10 protein-coding genes and 2 pseudogenes are annotated in these 17,692 nt (G+C 62.4%); 1 reads left to right on the top strand and 11 read right to left on the bottom strand.

Annotated features, from left to right (window positions below):
* Positions 1-5: 5 nt before the first annotated feature.
* Together cyoB and cyoA are read right to left on the bottom strand one after the other, a co-directional pair.
* Positions 6-2,009: a cytochrome o ubiquinol oxidase subunit I gene (gene cyoB / locus AC244Q_RS28480; protein ID WP_128407035.1), complete on the bottom strand. Its 2,004-nt coding sequence runs from the start codon at positions 2,007-2,009 to the stop codon at positions 6-8.
* Between the two features lie 42 nt (positions 2,010-2,051).
* Entirely contained in the window at positions 2,052-3,236 is a 1,185-nt protein-coding gene (cyoA, locus tag AC244Q_RS28485; protein WP_128407034.1) for a ubiquinol oxidase subunit II, read from the bottom strand.
* Between the two features lie 375 nt (positions 3,237-3,611).
* Here cyoA and AC244Q_RS28490 point away from each other — a divergent pair, with 375 nt between their 5' ends.
* Complete coding sequence (locus AC244Q_RS28490) at positions 3,612-4,943, top strand: MFS transporter (protein ID WP_003553508.1); 1,332 nt, start codon at positions 3,612-3,614, stop codon at positions 4,941-4,943.
* Positions 4,944-5,102: 159 nt separating this feature from the next.
* Here the strand turns inward: AC244Q_RS28490 and AC244Q_RS28495 are convergent, their stop codons facing one another.
* From AC244Q_RS28495 to AC244Q_RS28535, 9 genes and pseudogenes are all read right to left on the bottom strand, one after another.
* Complete coding sequence (locus tag AC244Q_RS28495; protein ID WP_012763550.1) at positions 5,103-5,570, bottom strand: cyclic nucleotide-binding domain-containing protein; 468 nt, start codon at positions 5,568-5,570, stop codon at positions 5,103-5,105.
* Positions 5,571-5,672: 102 nt separating this feature from the next.
* Complete coding sequence (locus AC244Q_RS28500) at positions 5,673-8,387, bottom strand: ABC transporter transmembrane domain-containing protein (RefSeq protein WP_128407033.1); 2,715 nt, start codon at positions 8,385-8,387, stop codon at positions 5,673-5,675.
* Positions 8,388-8,569: 182 nt separating this feature from the next.
* Positions 8,570-9,715 (bottom strand): glycosyltransferase family protein, encoded by a 1,146-nt coding sequence (locus AC244Q_RS28505; protein ID WP_128407032.1) that lies wholly within the window; start codon positions 9,713-9,715, stop codon positions 8,570-8,572.
* Positions 9,712-10,722: pseudogene (locus AC244Q_RS28510) on the bottom strand (glycosyltransferase); the annotation flags it as partial. The gene AC244Q_RS28505 and the pseudogene AC244Q_RS28510, both read right to left, overlap by 4 nt.
* Before the next feature lie 3 nt (positions 10,723-10,725).
* Positions 10,726-11,604 (bottom strand): annotated as a pseudogene (locus AC244Q_RS28515) (glycosyltransferase family protein); the annotation flags it as partial.
* A 96-nt stretch (positions 11,605-11,700) separates the two neighbouring features.
* Positions 11,701-12,873 (bottom strand): ABC transporter permease, encoded by a 1,173-nt coding sequence (locus AC244Q_RS28520; RefSeq protein ID WP_164902331.1) that lies wholly within the window; start codon positions 12,871-12,873, stop codon positions 11,701-11,703.
* Complete coding sequence (locus AC244Q_RS28525; protein ID WP_003553525.1) at positions 12,873-13,871, bottom strand: ABC transporter permease; 999 nt, start codon at positions 13,869-13,871, stop codon at positions 12,873-12,875. Before AC244Q_RS28525 ends, AC244Q_RS28520 begins: the two co-directional genes overlap by 1 nt.
* Before the next feature lie 3 nt (positions 13,872-13,874).
* Entirely contained in the window at positions 13,875-15,782 is a 1,908-nt protein-coding gene (locus AC244Q_RS28530) for an ABC transporter substrate-binding protein (protein ID WP_128407030.1), read from the bottom strand.
* Positions 15,782-17,671, bottom strand: coding sequence for an ABC transporter ATP-binding protein (locus tag AC244Q_RS28535; protein ID WP_128407029.1), 1,890 nt, complete (start codon positions 17,669-17,671; stop codon positions 15,782-15,784). The genes AC244Q_RS28530 and AC244Q_RS28535 overlap by 1 nt, the downstream gene beginning before the upstream one ends.
* Between the last annotated feature and the right edge of the window lie 21 nt (positions 17,672-17,692).

Raw genomic sequence — 17,692 nt, forward strand, 5'->3', positions numbered from 1 at the left:
GGTCATCACACCTGCTCGGCAAGCAACGCGGTGCGCTTGCCTTCCGTTTCGGTCACCTCTTCGGCGGGAATGTGGAAATCGCGTCCATAGTTGAAGGTATGACCGATCGCGACCATCAGCATGGCGACGAAGGAGACGACCACCAGCCACCACATATACCAGATCAGCCCGAAGGCGAGGGCGACGCTGATGGCCGACAAAATCGCGCCGGTGCCGGTATTCTTCGGCATGTGGATCGGCCGGAAGCCTTCCAGCGGACGTGCATAACCACGGTTCTTCATGTCGTACCAGCTGTCATGATCGTGCACGACAGGCGTGAAGGCGAAGTTGTAATCCGGCGGCGGCGAGGATGTCGACCATTCCAGCGTGCGGCCGTCCCAGGGATCGCCGCTATCGTCGCGCAATTCCTCGCGTTTCATGAAGCTGACGACGATCTGGATGAGAAAGGCGGCGATGCCAAGCGCGATCAGGCCGACGCCGAAGGCGGCGATGATGAACCAGATCTGCAGGGACGGGTCCTCGAATTGGCTGACGCGGCGGGTGACACCCATCAGGCCGAGCACGTAGAGCGGCATGAAGGCGAACCAGAAGCCGATCTGCCAGAACCAGAAGCTCATCTTGCCCCAGAAGGGATCGAGCTTGAAGCCGAACGCCTTCGGGAACCAGTAGTTCACGCCGGCGAACATGCCGAAGAGAACGCCGCCGATGATGACGTTGTGGAAGTGGGCGATGAGGAACAGCGAATTGTGCAGCACGAAATCGGCCGGCGGCACGGCAAGCATGACGCCGGTCATGCCGCCGATGACGAAGGTCACCATGAAGCCGACCGTCCACAGCATCGGCACCTCAAAGCGGATGCGGCCGCGATACATGGTGAAGAGCCAGTTGAAAATCTTCGCCCCCGTCGGGATCGAGATGATCATCGTGGTGATGCCGAAGAAGGAGTTGACGCTGGCGCCCGAGCCCATGGTGAAGAAGTGGTGCAGCCAGACGATGTAGGACAGAATCATGATCACGCAGGTCGCGTAGACCATCGAGGCGTAGCCGAAGAGGCGCTTGCCTGAGAAGGTGGCGACGACTTCCGAGAAGATGCCGAAGGCCGGCAGCACGAGGATATAGACCTCCGGATGGCCCCAGATCCAGATGAGGTTGATGTACATCATCGGATTGCCGCCAAGGTCGTTGGTGAAGAAGTTCGTCCCGGCATAGCGGTCGAGTGACAGGAGGGCGAGCGTTGCCGTCAGGATCGGGAAGGAGGCGACGATGAGCACGTTGGTGCAAAGCGCCGTCCAGGTGAAGACCGGCATCTTCATGAAGGTCATGCCCGGAGCGCGCATCTTGACGATGGTGGCGATCAGGTTGATGCCCGAAAGCGTCGTTCCCACACCGGCCACCTGCAGACCCCAGATATAATAATCGACACCGACACCCGGACTGTAGGCAGCGCCCGACAGCGGCGGGTAGGCGAGCCAGCCGGTCTGGGCGAATTCGCCGATGAACAGCGACAGCATGATGATGATCGCGCCGGCGGTGGTCATCCAGAACGAGAAGTTGTTGAGGAAGGGGAAGGAGACGTCGCGCGCGCCGATCTGCAGCGGCACCACGAAGTTCATCAAACCGGTGACGAAGGGCATCGCCACGAAGAAGATCATGATGACGCCGTGGGCGGTGAAGACCTGGTCGTAATGGTGCGGCGGCAGATAGCCCTCCGAACCGTTGAAGGCGATCGCCTGCTGGATGCGCATCAAGATCGCGTCGGAGAAGCCGCGCAACAGCATGATGACGGCGAGGATCACATACATGATGCCGATCTTCTTGTGATCGACGCTGCAGATCCAGTCGCGCCAGAGCGGACCCCAGAACTTGAAATAGGTGATGATGCCGAGCACCGCGAGGGCGCCGATGACGACGCCGATGAAGGTCACGACCAGGATCGGCTCGTGATAGGGGATGGCATCGAGGGTTAACCGGCCGAAGACGAACTTCAGGAGGTCAGGATTGGAAAACATGGAACAACCCGTTCATTATGTCTTGCGACGCAAAGCGCCAGGTTAATTGTTATTGTTGAGCTGCGCCGGCGCCGGATCGGCGCCATTGCTCATGCCGGGCATGGAATGACCCTCATGCTGCATGTCCATTCCGGGCGTGCTAGGCATGCCGGGCATGTCGTGCTGCATGTTGTTGCCGTCGGTCCGCTCGGCGGGCTCGCTGCGTGCCGGAGCCCCGGTCGCCGGCACGGTGGCGGCGGGCGCCACGATGCCTTCGTCGGCATGACGGTCGTCGTATCGCAGCTTCTCGCGGTTCTCGGCACTTTCCTTGCCGCCGCCGCCCATCATGTCGATATGCATCATCTCGTTCATGCACATCTTGCCCGGAGCGGCGCACATGTTGAGGATGGCATTGTAGAGGTCGGCATCGGCGCCGGCATAATAACGCACCGGCTCCTTTTCGCTCGGCTTCTCGAGCTTCAGATAGGCGTCGCGGTTGAGCATCGTGCCCTGCTGCTTGACCTGCGCCACCCAGGCGTCAAAGCCCTCTTGGGTAAGGCCGTGGAACTTGAAGCGCATGTGCGAGAAGCCGCTTCCGCTGTAATTGGCGGAGAAGCCCTCATATTCGCCTTGCTTGTTGATGACGGCGTGCAGCTTCGTCTCCATGCCGGGCATCGCATAGATCTGGCCGGCCAGGGCAGGGATATAGAAGGAATTCATCACCGAGGAGGCAGTGATCTTGAAATTGATCGGCATGTCGACCGGGGCAGCGAGTTCGTTGACGGTGGCGATGCCGAGATCGGGATAGAAGAACAGCCACTTCCAGTCGAGCGCCACGACCTCGACGTTCAACGGCTTGGTATCGGCCGGAATGGCGCGCTCCGCATCGAGGCGGTCGAGCGGGCGGTAGGGATCGAGCTTATGGGTGGAAATCCAGGTCACGGCGCCGAGCGCGATGATGATCGCCAGCGGCGCCGCCCAGATCACGATTTCGAGGCGGGTCGAATGGTGCCATTCCGGCGCGTAGGTGGCGGCCGTATTGGAGCGGCGGTAGCGCCAGGCGAAGAACAGCGTCAGGAAGATCACCGGGATGATGATCAAAAGCATCAGCACCGTCGAGATGACGATGAGATCGCGCTGTTGCGCGGCGATGTCGCCTGATGGCGCCATGACCACCATGTTGCATCCTGCCAGGAAAAGCAGCGGCAAGACGGATAGAAGGCGGGAAAACTTCACGAGTTTTAGCACGTCTCTAAGCTCTTGTTGTTTCGTTCGTTCCGCGACTAACGCACTGGACCTGATAGCGACATGAGGTGTTTGGTCGCAGTGCAGCAAGCATGCCGCATCGCGGCATAAATCGTGTTGCACTACAGCTTTGAAATCCTGAATCAAGAAGGATTCTTTGGCGAGCGCATGTTTCAATCAATATATCCGCCAGAGCCGGCCATGCCAGCGTTCCCATCCGAAAATCGCCGGTCGGATCACGCTATTTTTTCCGCCCACGCTTCATTTTGAGCCGCCATGATGAACTATTTGCGTCTTACGGACTTGATAAGCCTGCAGGTTTGATCAAGATCAGGCTGAGGCGCCTTGCCGAAAGCGCTTCAACGAGGGAGGCGTTTTATGGCTACAACATCGAATTATGGACCATCGTCGTCGTCGCTGGAACGCGACGCGCGGCGCATTCACGACGACAAACCGGTTTCGCCTGGTAGTATCGCCATCGGCGTGGTGATCGGCCGCATGTCGGAATTCTTCGATTTCTTCGTTTACGGCCTCGCTTCGGTCCTGGTCTTTCCACAGCTGATCTTTCCCTTCGCGCCGGACAGGCTGACGGGTACGCTCTATTCCTTCGCCATCTTCTCGCTGGCCTTCCTGGCCCGCCCCGTCGGCTCCGTCGTCTTCATGACGATCGACCGGCTGTACGGCCGTGGCACCAAGCTGACGATCGCGCTCTTCCTGCTCGGCGGCTCCACCGCCTCGATCGCCTTCCTGCCGGGTTACGAGGAGATCGGCGCCTGGTCGATCGCATTGCTGGCGCTTTTCCGTCTAGGCCAGGGCTTCGCGCTCGGCGGCGCCTGGGACGGCCTTGCCTCGCTGCTTGCGCTCAACGCGCCGGCCAAGCACCGCGGCTGGTATGCGATGATCCCGCAGCTCGGCGCGCCGATCGGCTTTGCGCTGGCCAGCACCCTGTTCGGTTATTTCGTCGCCAATCTTTCCAGTGAGGATTTCCTCTCCTGGGGCTGGCGTTATCCCTTCTTCGTCGCCTTCGCGATCAACGTGGTGGCGCTGTTTGCGCGGTTGCGCCTCGTCATGACCAAGGAATTCGGCACGCTGCTGGAACAGCACGAGCTGGAAGCAGCCCCCATCCTCGATGTGCTGCGCGTTCACGGCCGCGACATCCTGATCGGCGCCTTCGTGCCGCTCGCGAGTTTTGCCATGTTCCACCTCGTCACCATCTTCCCGCTCGGCTGGATGAGCCTTTACGGCAACCAGCCGATCGGCGCCTTCATGGTGGTGCAGGTGGTCGGCGCCGCGGTCGGCATCATCACCATCATCGCCTCGGGCCTGATCGCCGACCGTATCGGCCGGCGCGCCCAGCTTGCAATCTGCGCCGTCATCATCGCCGTCTTCAGCTTTATCGGGCCGAGCCTGATTGCATCCGGCAACAGCGGCCATGACGCTTTCGTCATCATCGGCTTCGGCGTGCTCGGCCTTTCCTTCGGCCAGGCGACGGGCTCGATCTCGTCCCGCTTTGGCCGCGGCTATCGCTATACGGGTGCAGCCTTCACCTCGGATCTTGCCTGGTTGATCGGCGCCGGTTTCGCGCCGCTGGTGGCGCTCAGCCTTTCCAGCCGCTTCGGCCTGACCTTCGTCGGCTACTACCTGCTGTCCGGCGCCATCTGCACGCTTGCGGCCCTCGCCTTCAGCAGGGCACTGGAACAGCGCGAATAGACGGACTTGCACATACCGGCCTGCGTGGAAAAACATGCAGGCTTTCGTTTTCGGGCAGCGCGGTTCTATTATTGAATGCATTGCAATTATAATTAAATGCAAGACCGGCGGCTGGTCCGTCGTCATCCAGCAATGGCCGCCGAAACGCTGAATGCGTTTTTACTGCGCCATTTGCGGCTGTTTCGCCGCCCGGGCCGCGGTCAGTTCCGCCGTGGTGTGGTTCAGGCGGTCGGCCAGCACCCGCATGATTTCCACGGCCATCTCCGGAAAATCGCTGAGCAGCTTCAGAAAGTGCTCCTTGCTGATGCGCAGCACTTCGAGCGGCGAGGTGGCGCGCACCGTTGCCGTGCGCGAGACATCGCAGAGAATGGCGATTTCGCCAACGATGGAATTGGGTTCGACGTCAGCGACCTTGATCTCGCCCGCCGGCGAGGCGACGACGATATCGGCCGTACCCGTGAGGATGACATAGGCGGCATCACCGACATCGCCCTGATGGAAGAGGTCCTGTCCGGCCTTGTAGGTCATGCGATCGGAGGTAAAGGCCAAAAGCTTGAGCTTTGCTGGCGCGATCCTTGAAAAGATCGGCACCCTTCGCAGCATTTCGACTTCGTCTCTCAACAGCATGAGCGTTTCAATCCCCTGACGCAGGGTCCCACGGGACCAGGCATCTTCAAACTCCGAGGCGTTCCCATCGGGAACACCCACCATCGCCGCCCCTATAGAATATTACGATAACAGTTCCTTGAACATCCCGTTTTTCTCGGAAAGTTCCGGAAAGTTTCCGGCTTCCGCCAATCCGCCGCGGTCGAAGAGCAGGATCCGGTCGAACATCTCCGCCAGCCGGGCATTGGAAAGCACCCAGATGATCGCCGGCCGATGGCCTTCCTCGTGCAGGTTCTCGATGATGTTGCGGGTGATCTGATCCTGAACGCGCTGGTCGAGCGCCGACAGCGGCCGGTTGAAGATGAAATAATCCGAGCGCTTCAACAGCGCGCGGGCCAGGTTCAGCTTCTGCCGCTGCACCATCGTCAGCCGTTTGCCGCCGGAGCCGACGTCGAATTCGAGGCCGATCGACAGCACGTCGTCATAAAGATCGAGCGCATCGAAGAGTTCGCCCATGATGGCGCGGAGGCGGTCGGAGGCGTCAGCCTGCTGATAGGCGATACGGCCGAACAGCACATTGTCCATCAGGCTTGCCGACGGGGTGAAACGCTCGGCATCGTAGCGCTCGATCAGCTCGGCAAGATCGGCCGGAATATGCTCGTGGAACTGCTTGCGGGCGCTGACGATCTTGTCCATCAGCTCGTTCGTCAGCAAGCCGAAGCGGTGGCGCGGCTCGATATAGGCAAAACTCAGCCGGATGATGGCCGAACGCTCCTCGGGCGTGGCGTCCTCGAAGCGGCGGCTTTGCAGCTTCTGCAGCAGCGCCTGGTAGGTCGGAATGTCGTCGGCCGTCATGAAGGTCAGCTGCTGGAAGAAAGGATGGTCCGGCGGCAGGTCGTGGAAGAGTTCCACCGCGTTCTCGGCGATCTCGAGGCCCATGTCGTAGAGATCGGTGCTAAGACCGGTCTCACGGAAGAGCTGCTGGAAATAGGGATGCGCGGCAAGCCTGCGGTTGGTCATCAAAGGCCGCTTCATCGTGCCGAAGAGCAGGTTCTCGCCGACCGTCGCCTGGGCGTTATAGGCATCGAAATCGAAAGGCACGACGATGGTGTCGAGCCCCTCGTCGCGCAGCCGGTCCCTGAGCGAGGCGCGTAGCGCCACGACGTGGTCGCCGAGCGCCACATGCACGTCGGTGTTGACGGTCGAGCGCAGCGCCAGGTCGAGGATGTCCTGCGAGATCAGGACGGCGTCGAGCACCGGGCGGATCGCTTTTAGAATGTCCTCGGGCCCGCTGGCGCCGGCGGCCTTGTAGTCCACCCAGTCGCTGTTGAGGTCGAGCGTCGGGTTGCCGGCCTTCTCCGCCTCGGCGGAATGCCATTTATACTCCAGGGCTTCCCGCTCGTCGTACACGGGATCGGTCATCGGCGCATGTTTCAGGCCGTAGAGCAGATTGCTGGCGAGCGTGCCGTGGAAGAAGAAGGTGTCGGACGAGGCATAGGAGATGCGCCGGCCGGTGATCGATTCCGGCATCTCGAGGAGATCGCGGCCGTCGATGGTGATGCGGCCGGAGTCCGGCCAGACCATGCGGCCGAGCGCTTCGGCGAAGGCTTCCGCGCCGCTGCCGTTCGGCCCGACGATCGCCACCGTCTCGTTCGGCTTGATCTCGACGGAGACGTGGTCGACGAGGCGGGCGCCGCTGTCGTCTGAGAGCGACAGGTTGGTGACCACGAACGCGCCCGTCAGCGCGCCGACCGGGGCGGTTGCGAGTTCCTGAATGCGGCTGTCGATCAGCGGCTCGACATTGAACTGCTCGTAGACCTGCTGGTACTTCACCTGCACGTCCTGGCGCATCTGGTCCCAATCGATCAGTTCCTTCAGCGGACCGGGCAGGTCCTTATAGGCTGATATGACGGCGACCAGCTGGCCGATGTCGAGCCGGCCCTGCAGCGCCAGATAGCCGCCGATCGCGTAAAACAGGAAAGGCGTGACCTGGGCGAGGAAATTGTTGATGAACTTCACCAGGAACTTCCACTGGTAAAGGTCGTAGCGGATCGAGAAGATCCGGCCGAGCCGCGAAGCGATGTCGGCGCGTTCGAGGTTGGATGTGTCGTTGCCGTGGATCGTGCCAATGCCCTCGACGATTTCGCCGACGCGACCGGAGAGCTCGCGCGCCGTCAGCTGCCGCTGGCGGCCGAGTTCGAGCAGGCGCTTGCGCATGCGCGGAATGACGATCGCCTGCACGCCGACGATGCCGGCGGCGATCATGCCGAGCCAGAAATTCTGCACGATGATGAAGGCGAGCGCCGTGACCGCCTGGCCGCCGAGAAGGGCAGGGGAGACGAAGGCATCACCGGTGAAGCCGCCCATCGGCTCCACCTCGTCCTTGATCATGGTGGCGATTTCGGCCGATTTGACCCGCTTGAAGTGAATGGGCGGAAAGCGCAGCACCCGGTCGATCAGCTCGAAGCGGATACGGCGCAGCATGCGCTCGCCGAGCCGGCCCTTATAGGTGTTGATGTAGAATTTGAAGAGGCCGTTCAGCACCACCAGCGCCAGAAACACCAGGCTGAGGGCCATCAACATCTGGAAGCGGTTGAGCTGCAACCCTTGAAAGAATTCGACATGGCCGATCAGAGGCAGGTCGTAGGCAATGTGCATGAAGGTCTGCGTGGCGCCCGGGCCCTCGAAGCCGTCACCCTGGATCGGTCCGTTGACGATCTGCTTCGGCAGGTCGAAGGACAGGAAGTAGGGCACCATCGAGGCGGCGACGACAGCCAGAATCCACAGCTGCTGCAGCCGCGTGTTCTTCCAGATGTAGCGGGCGAGGCTTTTTTCCATGGCTAACCGTCAGCTTGCTGGGAAATTCCGGGGGCGCGATCCGGGCGCCGGGACGGGGAGGAATTCTAAGGACAGGATCATGCAGCCGGACCGCCGATATCGCAATGAAAACAAGGCGAAAGGACCGGCTGCAAAAGTGCCGATTCTCGCCGGAACATTGCTTATACCACAGGAATTTTGGATTAGGCGAGGGATTCGGCAATCATGGAGCGAATGATGGAGGCGGTTTTCTCCGCCCCGTCGAGGTCGAGCGAGACCGGCCCCCGTGGCTGAGCGGCGAGCGCCTTTTCGATCGCCTCTTTCACATGGCCCGCCGTCAGGCCGGTTTCCGGCAGGATATCGGCAAGCCCGAGCGCCTGCAGCCGTTCGGCACGCACCGTCTGCTCGGTCTCGCCGCCGGCGACGAAGGGAATGAGGATCGCCCGGCATTGGGTGCGCAGGAGATCGCCGACCGTGTTGTAGCCTGCCTGCGAGATCGACACCTTGGCGCCGCGAAGCAGCGAGGGAAAATCCCTGCGGAAGCGCACCAGCGTCACATTCGGGGCCGCGCCCTCCAGCAGCGCGGCGAAATCGGCCTCAGGCAGGTTCGGGCCCGCGACCAGCAGCCAGCGAAGATCGTCGGGCAGCAGCGCTGCCGCCTCTTTTGCCGCGCCGATCAGCGCGGCGCCGACCGCGCCGCCGCCCGCCGATGCGATGATGTCGAATGTCTCGGTCGGTTCGGGCGCCGGCGGGGCTGCGACGAGGCCGGTGTAACGCAGCCTGTCGGCGATCTCTGACGTCAGCGGGAAGGTGTCCTCAAGCCTGACGAAATCCGGATCGCCGTGGACGAGCACGGCATCGAAATGATCCTTGACCAGCGTGGCGGTCTCCGCGTCGCGGCCGGCCTTGCGGTTTTCCTGCAGGATGTCGCGCACCGAGCTTAGAAGTTTCGGCCGCGGTTCTGCCTTGTCGATCGCCTCGAGCAGCGGCAGCAGTTCGAAGCGCATCTGTCGCCGGCCAAACGGGAAGGCTTCGATGATGACGACATCGGGCCTTGCGGCATGAAAGGCATCGAGTAGCAGCTGGCGGCGGGCATGGAGGAAATCCTCGTCGGCCGGCCGGCCATCGGCATCGGCGAGACCGGAAAAACCGGCATTGCTGGCAACAACCGCCGGCAGGGCCACGGTCTTTACGCCTTCGCCCGGAAAGCCCGGCACCGGCAGGCCGCCGGTCACGACCGTGACGTCGAAACCGTCCTTGACGAGCGCGTTGGCGATGCGGCTGGCGCGGGCGATGTGACCGATGCCGAGCAGGTGCTGGACGTAGAAGAAAATACGCGGTGCCGTCATGACGCCTTCTGCCATTCGGCCTCGAACAGGCCGGTGAGCTGTCTGATGCTGGAGTGATAGTCGAAATATTGGCGCACCTGGCGTTCGGCGGCATCGCCGAGCCGCTTGCGCAGCGCCGGGTCGCGGATCGCCGCCTCCAGCGCTGCGGCGAGGTTTACCGGGTCCTCCGGCGGCACGACGAGGCCGTTTTCACCGTTCTTCAGCAGTTCCGGCACGCCGGATACGTCGGTCGACAGGCAGACCAGCCGTTGGCTGGAGGCTTCGACCAGGACGTTCGGCAGGCCGTCGCGGTCGCCGTTGGCGGCGATCCGGCAGGCGAGCGCGAAGAGGTCGGCGCGGCGGTAATGATCGAGCACGTCTTCCTGGGCCATGGCGCCCTTCCAGACGATGCGGCCGGAGATCCCGAGTTCGGCGGCCAGCGCCTTCAGTTTCGCAAGCTCCTCGCCGCCGCCGATATGGTCCATGCGCCAGTGAAGCTCGGCGGGCAGCAGTGCCAGCGCCCGCAGCAGCACGTCGTAACCCTTCTTTTCGACGGCGCGGCCGACGCTGAGGATGAAGGCCGGATCGTCTGGGTCGCTGCCGGTCCGGTCCGAGCGCTCGCCGGCAAAATGGCCGAAGCGGGCGAGATCGAGACCGTGGTAACTCAAATGCACGGCCTCCTTGCGTGACGTCAGCGCGCGCATATGGTCGTAGCCCGTCCTGGTGCAGGTGACGGTCCAGCGGGCGCTGCCGAGTTTCTCGTTCAGCTCCCAGTCTGGCGACGTCCATATGTCCTTGGCATGCGCCGAACAGGTCCAGGGCGTTCCCGTGAGGATGCTCGCATATTCCGTCACCGAGGCCGGCGTGTGGATGAAATGGGCATGCAGCCATTCGCCCCTATCCGGCCATTCGCGCCCCAGCACCAGCGCCTGGCCGAGGCGGCGGAAGCGGTTGCGGGAGACGTCGCGCACGAGGTCGGCGAGGAAGCGTTTCATCAGCACCTTGAAGCCGGGTTTGGAGAGGCCGGCGATGGTCGCGCCGTCGATCAGCTCTTCCATGTGGTTGTCGAACTCGATCACCTCGATATAGGGGATGGCTTCGCCCTTCTGCACCAGCTTGGCGCGCTCGGCGGCCGGCATATAGGGCCCGAGCACGACGAGCGCCTTTTGCGTCAGCGTCGGATCGGCCTCGTAGGCGTTCATGACGTCATGGACGAGATCGGAGCCGTCGCCGCCGCCGCCCGTGGTGACGAGGATGTAATTGTCCTTGCGGGCGTTGATCGAGGTCTTGCCCTTGGAGACGCTGCGCTGCAGGAAGCCGACGAAATCCATCTTCCGGCGCAGGCTGGCCGGGACGTCGAGGCCGATCAGCGGATCGTAGAAATCCGGCGGACCATAGACCCAGACGCTGTCGTAATACTGGTCGATCTTCTGCATGACGCTGTTCTTCTTCCACTCGGCCTCGAGCAGATGCGGCGCGTCCATGATCTCGCGCAGCCCCAGCACCAGGACGGTGCCGCGGGCCTTGAGATAGGCGAGCGTATCCTCGACCTCACCCTTCAATCCCATCGGCTCCTTGTCGACGATGAAGATATCGGGCTGGAAGGTCTCGGCCGTGTGGCGAATGCTCGATTCGCGCATCTTCAGCGTCTCGTGCAGGTCGATATGGCTGGCGAGCGACGTATATTCGCCGTTGCGGAGCTTGATGACGCTCGGGATCTTCACGAAGTCGACACGGGCGCGGTAGTCGAAGGCGCCGGCGATCGTGGCACCCGAAATGATCAGGATATTGAGGCCGCGATAATCCTCGACCAGCGCATGGGCAATGGCGCGACAGCGGCGCAGATGGCCGAGACCGAAAGTATCGTGGCTGTACATGAGGATGCGCGCATCTTCGAGACGTCTGGACATTGGCATCCCTTCTGGGGTCAGCAACATAGTTAGTAACCCCACCGTCCGGAGGCCAAGAGGTGGGGGCGGTGCCGTGATGCGCCGCCGGGTTTCCTGCTATTTGTAGGGATCTGCCGCGTCACGCAAGCCGTCTCCCAGAAAGTTGAACGCCAAAATGACAAGAACAACAGGAATGATCGGATAGAGCAGCCAGGGATAGAAGGCGATGACGCTGACGCTTTTTGCCTCGGTCAGCAGAATGCCCCAGCTGGTGATTGGCGGACGAAGGCCGAGGCCGAGGAAGGAGAGCGCGGTCTCCCCAAGGATCATGCCGGGGATTGAAATCGTCGCCGAAGCAATGAGATGCGACATGAAGCCCGGCACCAGATGCCGGCCGATGATGCGCGGCGTGCTGGCGCCCATCAGCTGCGCGGCCTGGACATAATCCTCCTCGCGCAGCGCCAGGAGCTTGGAGCGCACGGCGCGCGCGAGCCCCGTCCAGTCGATGATGCCGAGGATGACGGTGATGCCGAAATAGATGACGATCGGGCTCCATGTCACCGGCATGATGGCTGCCAGCGCCATCCACAGCGGCAGGCTCGGCAGCGATTGCAGCACTTCGATCAGGCGCTGGACGATGAGATCGAAGACGCCGCCGCGGTAGCCGGCAAGGCCGCCGATGACGATGCCGAGCACGAAGCTGATCGAAATGCCGATCAGACCGATCGTCAGCGATATCCGCGCGCCGTAGAGGATGCGCGAGAGCACGTCGCGGCCGAGCCGATCGGTGCCGAGCAGGAACATCTGGCCGCCGATCGCCGGGCAGACCAGATGATAGTTCGAGGCTACAACGCCCCAGAATTTATAGGCGTCGCCGCGGCAGAAGAAACGGATCGGCTGCACGTCGTTCGGCCTGTCGGTATAGACACGGTGCAGCGTGTCGAGATCGAGCGTCATGCCGCGGCCGTAGACGAAGGGACCGACGAAGCTGCCCTTGTCGAAGAAATGGACGGCCTGCGGCGGCGCGTGGATGAAATCGACATTGCGCGTGTGCAGGCCGTAGGGCGCCAGGAACTCGACGATCAGGATCATCAGGTAGACGGCGGCGAGAAAGATGCCGGAGATCAAGGCGAGCTTGTGCTGCTTGAATTTCCACCACATCAGCTGCTTTTGCGAGGCGAGATGGATGCGCGATTGCGCCGACGTCATCGATTCGGTCGCAAGCGGATCGAAAGGAGCGGTCGAGACGTAGTGCGGAAGCGGCGCGCCGGGTGCGGGAAGGGGCGACATTATTTGGTGCTCCTGCCTTGCAGACGGATGCGGGGATCAAGGAAGCCGAGCGCGATGTCGGAGATCAGCACGCCGATGACGTTGAGGAAGGCGAGAAACATCAGGAAGGAGCCGGCCAGATACATGTCCTGGCTCTGCAGCGCCTTGATGAGCATCGGCCCCGTCGTTTCCAGCGACAGCACGATCGCGACAATCTCGGCGCCCGAGATGATCGACGGCAGGATCGAGCCGATATCGGCGACGAAGAAGTTGAGCGCCATGCGCAGCGGGTATTTGACCAGCGCCTTCAGCGGCGGCAGGCCCTTGGCGCGGGCGGTGACGACATACTGCTTCTGCATCTCGTCGAGCAGGTTGGCGCGCAGCCGCCGGATCATGCCGGCCGTGCCGGCCGTGCCGACGATGATCACGGGGATCCACAGGTGAGAGAGGATCGACCGCGCCTTCTCCCAGCTCATCGGCGCCGAGATATATTGCTGGTCCATCAGATGGCCGATCGAGATGCCGAACCAGATATTGGCGAAATACATCAGGATCAGCGCCAGCATGAAGTTCGGAACGGCGATGCCGAGCAGGCCGAGGAAGGTCAGCCCGTAATCACCCCAGCTGTACTGGTGCGTGGCCGAATAGATGCCGATCGGAAAGGCGATCAGCCAGGTGAGCAGGATCGTCGTGAAGGAGACGAGCATCGTCAGCCAGAGACGATCGCCGACGACGTCGGAGACCGGCAGCTGGTATTCGAAGGAATAGCCGAAATCGCCGTGCAGCATGCCGCCGACCCAGTAGAAATAGCGCACGATCTCCGGCTTGTCGAAGCCGTATTGCTGGCGCATCTCCTCGATTTCCTGGAGGTTGGCGGTCTCGCCGGAGGCACGCAGCTCGGCGATCTGGCTCTCGAAGAAGTCGCCGGGCGGCAGTTCGATGATGGTGAAGACCAGCGCCGAAATGACGAAGAGTGTCGGCACCATGGCGGCGATGCGCCAGAGAATGTATCTGAGCACGCCTCAGGCCTCCTTGTACCAGAATGCATCCGGCATGTAGACGCCGAGATAGGAGGTGGGATCGAAGCCGTAGAGCGCTTTCTCCGGCAGGTTCTGCAGCTTGGCGGCGCAAAGAACGGGCTGCAGCGTGCTGTTGATGAGGCCGATCGAAAAGACCTGCTGCGTGTAGAGCGACAGCATCTTGTGCCAGATCACCTGGCGCTCCTCGAATTTCGCCGTCGAGCCCCATTGGCCAAGCAGGTCGACGAGTTCGGCTGCCTCCGGCAGATCCGGTGCGACGCCCTCCTGGCCGGCGGAAAGGTAATGCATGCCCCAGAGCGGCCATTGCAGCTGATCGTCGAGCGTCGGCGCAAGGCCGGCCGGCGACATGTCGGCCGTCGGCACGCCATTGTCGAGGCCGTACCAGATCGACATCATGATCGAACCGCTCATGGCGCGGTTGCGGAAGACGTCGCGCTGCGAGGTCCGGGTATAAAGCGCCAGGCCGATATTGGCCCAGTGGTCGTGCACCAGCTCCAGCACGTCGGTGTCGAGATTGCTCTCGCCGGCGGTCTCGACGGTGATCTCGGCGCGCCGCCCGTCGGGCAGAAGCCGCATGCCGTCGTCGCCGCGTTTGGTCAAGCCGAGCTCGTCGAGCAGACGGTTGGCTTCGTCGGGATCGAACTTCACGAAGGCGTCGGCATATTCCTGCTTGAAGAGCGGGCTGTCGGGCAGGACGGTGTCGGCGCTTGGCGTGCCGAGGCCGTAGAAGGCGACCATGTTGACCTCGTGCCGGTCGATCGCCAGCGACAGAGCGCGGCGCAGGCGCACGTCGCGGAAGAGGCCGCGCCATACCTCGTCGGCGCAGTTGAGATTCGGAAGCAGCGTGATGCGCGAGCCGCGCGCGAGCTTCCAGAGATTGACCTTTACCGGGAAGCGCTTCTCGGCCTCCTTCAGGAAGGTGTAGTCGTTGAAATCGATGCCGGTTACCTGCAGGTCGGCTTCGCCCGCACCGGCCTTGGCGGCGATGATCGACGAGGAAGAGACGTTGAGGATGAAACGGTCGAGATAGGGAAGCTGCCTGCCGGTCTCGTCGACGCGGTGGAAGAACGGGTTACGCTCGAAGACGAACTGCTCGGACGGCAGCGGCGTCGTATTGCGCCAGGGATCGAGCGTCGGCAGGTTCGGATTTTCCGGACGGTAGGAACGCGCCATCTTGATGTGCAGATCCTGCCACTTCTTGACGCGGTAGGTCTTCATCATCTCGTCCATCTTCGCCTGGTCCGGCTGGAATTTCTTGTGGAACTGCTTGAGATAATGACCGGGGCCGAAGATGACGAGCGGCTGCGGGCCGGCCAGCGTCGGCAGGAACATCGGGTTGGGTTTTTCCCAGGTGTAGCGCACGGTCAGCGGATCGAGCATTTCGAAGCGCGGCAGGCTGCCGTGCGGACGAAGCTCCAGCGCGCCGCCGCCGGGCGTCAGCTTGTCGTTCAGAATGACGTCTTCCCACCAGTAGCGGAAATCGTCGGCCGTGAACGGCTGGCCGTCGGACCATTTATGGCCCTCGCGCAGCGTGAAGGTGAAGACCGTGTCGTCCTCGGACTGGAAGGAAGCCAGGATGTCCGGCTGGAACTGCAGGTGCTTGTTGTAGCCGACCAGGCGGGCATAGCCGTAGATCGTCATGAAGCGGATGTCGCGCTGGCTGCCGATAATGGTGCGCACCGTGCCGCCGTAGGCGCCGGGTTCGAGCCCCATCTCCTTGAGATTGACGATACGCGGGCGGGCGGGAATGCGCTCGGCCATCGGCGGCAGGCTGCCTGATGTCAGCCGCTCCTTGAGGAATTCTGGCTCGCTGGCCTGTCCGGCGCGAAGCGCAGCTGGCGCGATCGCCGCACCGACGAGGCCGCCGAGAAAGACGCGACGCGTCACCATCAGCGCAACTCCCTGATATCGGCGCCCTTGCGGGCGCGCACCAGATGGCCATCCCCGAGGTCGGCATAGGCAAGCTCGGAAGCGTCGTCGTGCTCGGCGGTGAAGGTCACGCCCCAATTCTGCTTGTCGGCGGCGCCGTTTTCCCTGAGCGCCTTGAAATCGAGCGGCCGGTCGAGATCGGGGAAGGGGACGGCGGCGAGCAGCGATTTCGTATAGGGGTGCACCGGATCGCGCAGGATGATCTCGCGCGGCGCGATCTCGACGATGCGGCCCTTGCACATCACCGCGATGCGGTCGGCCATGTAATCGACGACGGCGAGATTGTGCGAAATGAACAGATAGGTAAGCCCCAGTTCCTTCTGCAGGTCCTTCAACAGATTGAGGATCTGCGCCTGCACGGAGACGTCGAGCGCCGAGACCGGCTCGTCGAGAATGACGAGCTTCGGGCCGAGCGCGAGTGCGCGCGCGATACCGATGCGCTGGCGCTGGCCGCCAGAAAAACTGTGCGGGTAACGGCTGAGATAACGCTTGTCGAGGCCGATCGCCGCCATCAGCCCCTCGACCTTGCGCTTGCGCTCGTCGCTGTCGCCGCGGTCATGGATCTCGAGCGGTTCACTCAGGATGTTGCGCACCGTCATGCGCGGCGAGAGCGAGGAGACCGGATCCTGGAACACCATCTGGATCTTGGTGCGCATGTCCTGCAGTTCGGCGCCCTTGACGGAGAGGACGTCGACGACCTCCTTGCCGTCGTTAAACACCACCGCGCCGCTGTCCGGCGTGATGGCGCGCATCAGGATCTTGCTGAGCGTCGTCTTGCCGCAACCGGACTCGCCGACCAGACCAAGACATTCGCCGCGCCGGATGTCGAAGCTGACGTCGTCGACGGCCCGCAGGACGGTGGCTTCATGCTTGCCGAAGAAACCGCGCTTGCGCGTCTTGTAGGTCTTCGAGAGGTTGGCGACGGATAGCAGGATGCCCGGCGCCTCCGCCTGCAGCGGCTTCTTCTTGCCGACCAGGGCTTCGAGATTCACCGTTACATCGCGCAGCGCTTTCAGCCGCTCGCCGGGTTTCATGTCGAAATGCGGAACGGCGGCCATCAGGCCCTTGAGATAGGGATGCTGCGGATTGCGGAAGATCGCTTCGACCGGTCCTGCTTCCATGATCTCGCCGTGATAGATGACGACCACCTCGTCTGCCATGTTGGCGACGATGCCGAGATCGTGGGTGATGAGCAGCATCGCCATGCCGAGCTTGGCCTGCAGCTCGCGGAGCAATTCCAGGATCTGCGCCTGGATCGTCACGTCGAGCGCCGTCGTCGGCTCGTCGGCGATCAACAGCGCCGGCTTGCAGATCAGCGCCATGGCGATCATCGCGCGCTGGCGCATGCCGCCGGACAGTTCGAACGGATACATGTCGTAGGTGCGATGAGGGTTGGAAAAGCCGACCAGGCCGAGCATCTCCTCGGTCTTTTCACGGGCTTCCCGCTTGTCGGCTTCGGTGTGGATCAGCAGCACTTCGCTGATCTGGTTGCCGATCGTGTGCAGCGGCGAGAGCGAGGTCATCGGCTCCTGGAAGATCGTCGCCATGCGCCGGCCACGCAGGTCGCGCATTTCCTCGCTGTCGCGCGGAAAGGACAGAATATCGGTCGTGCTGCCGTCGAGCGGATCAGTGAACAGGATGCTGCCCGTGGCCTTGGCCGGATTGGGCAAGATGCCCATGATCGACTGGCTGATCACCGATTTTCCCGAGCCGGATTCACCGACGAGAGCGGTGACCTTACCCGGAAGAATGCGAAGATTGGCTTGTTTTACGACGCGTAACCGGTCACCGAAAACCGAGAAGGAGACGTCGAGATTTTCAATACGCAACAGATCGGCTGCAGACGCCATACCAATGAAATTCCCCAGTCT

The organism is Rhizobium sp. CB2179 (assembly GCF_057653455.1).

Excerpts from the sequence above, each read along its gene's own strand:
- cyoB (WP_128407035.1), bottom strand. The coding sequence starts at position 2,009 with ATGTTTTCCAATCCTGACCTCCTGAAGTTCGTCTTCGGCCGGTTAACC.
- AC244Q_RS28490 (WP_003553508.1), top strand. The coding sequence starts at position 3,612 with ATGGCTACAACATCGAATTATGGACCATCGTCGTCGTCGCTGGAACGC.
- AC244Q_RS28495 (WP_012763550.1), bottom strand. The coding sequence starts at position 5,570 with ATGCTGTTGAGAGACGAAGTCGAAATGCTGCGAAGGGTGCCGATCTTT.
- AC244Q_RS28500 (WP_128407033.1), bottom strand. The coding sequence starts at position 8,387 with ATGGAAAAAAGCCTCGCCCGCTACATCTGGAAGAACACGCGGCTGCAG.
- AC244Q_RS28505 (WP_128407032.1), bottom strand. The coding sequence starts at position 9,715 with ATGACGGCACCGCGTATTTTCTTCTACGTCCAGCACCTGCTCGGCATC.
- AC244Q_RS28520 (WP_164902331.1), bottom strand. The coding sequence starts at position 12,873 with ATGTCGCCCCTTCCCGCACCCGGCGCGCCGCTTCCGCACTACGTCTCG.
- AC244Q_RS28530 (WP_128407030.1), bottom strand. The coding sequence starts at position 15,782 with ATGGTGACGCGTCGCGTCTTTCTCGGCGGCCTCGTCGGTGCGGCGATC.
- AC244Q_RS28535 (WP_128407029.1), bottom strand. The coding sequence starts at position 17,671 with ATGGCGTCTGCAGCCGATCTGTTGCGTATTGAAAATCTCGACGTCTCC.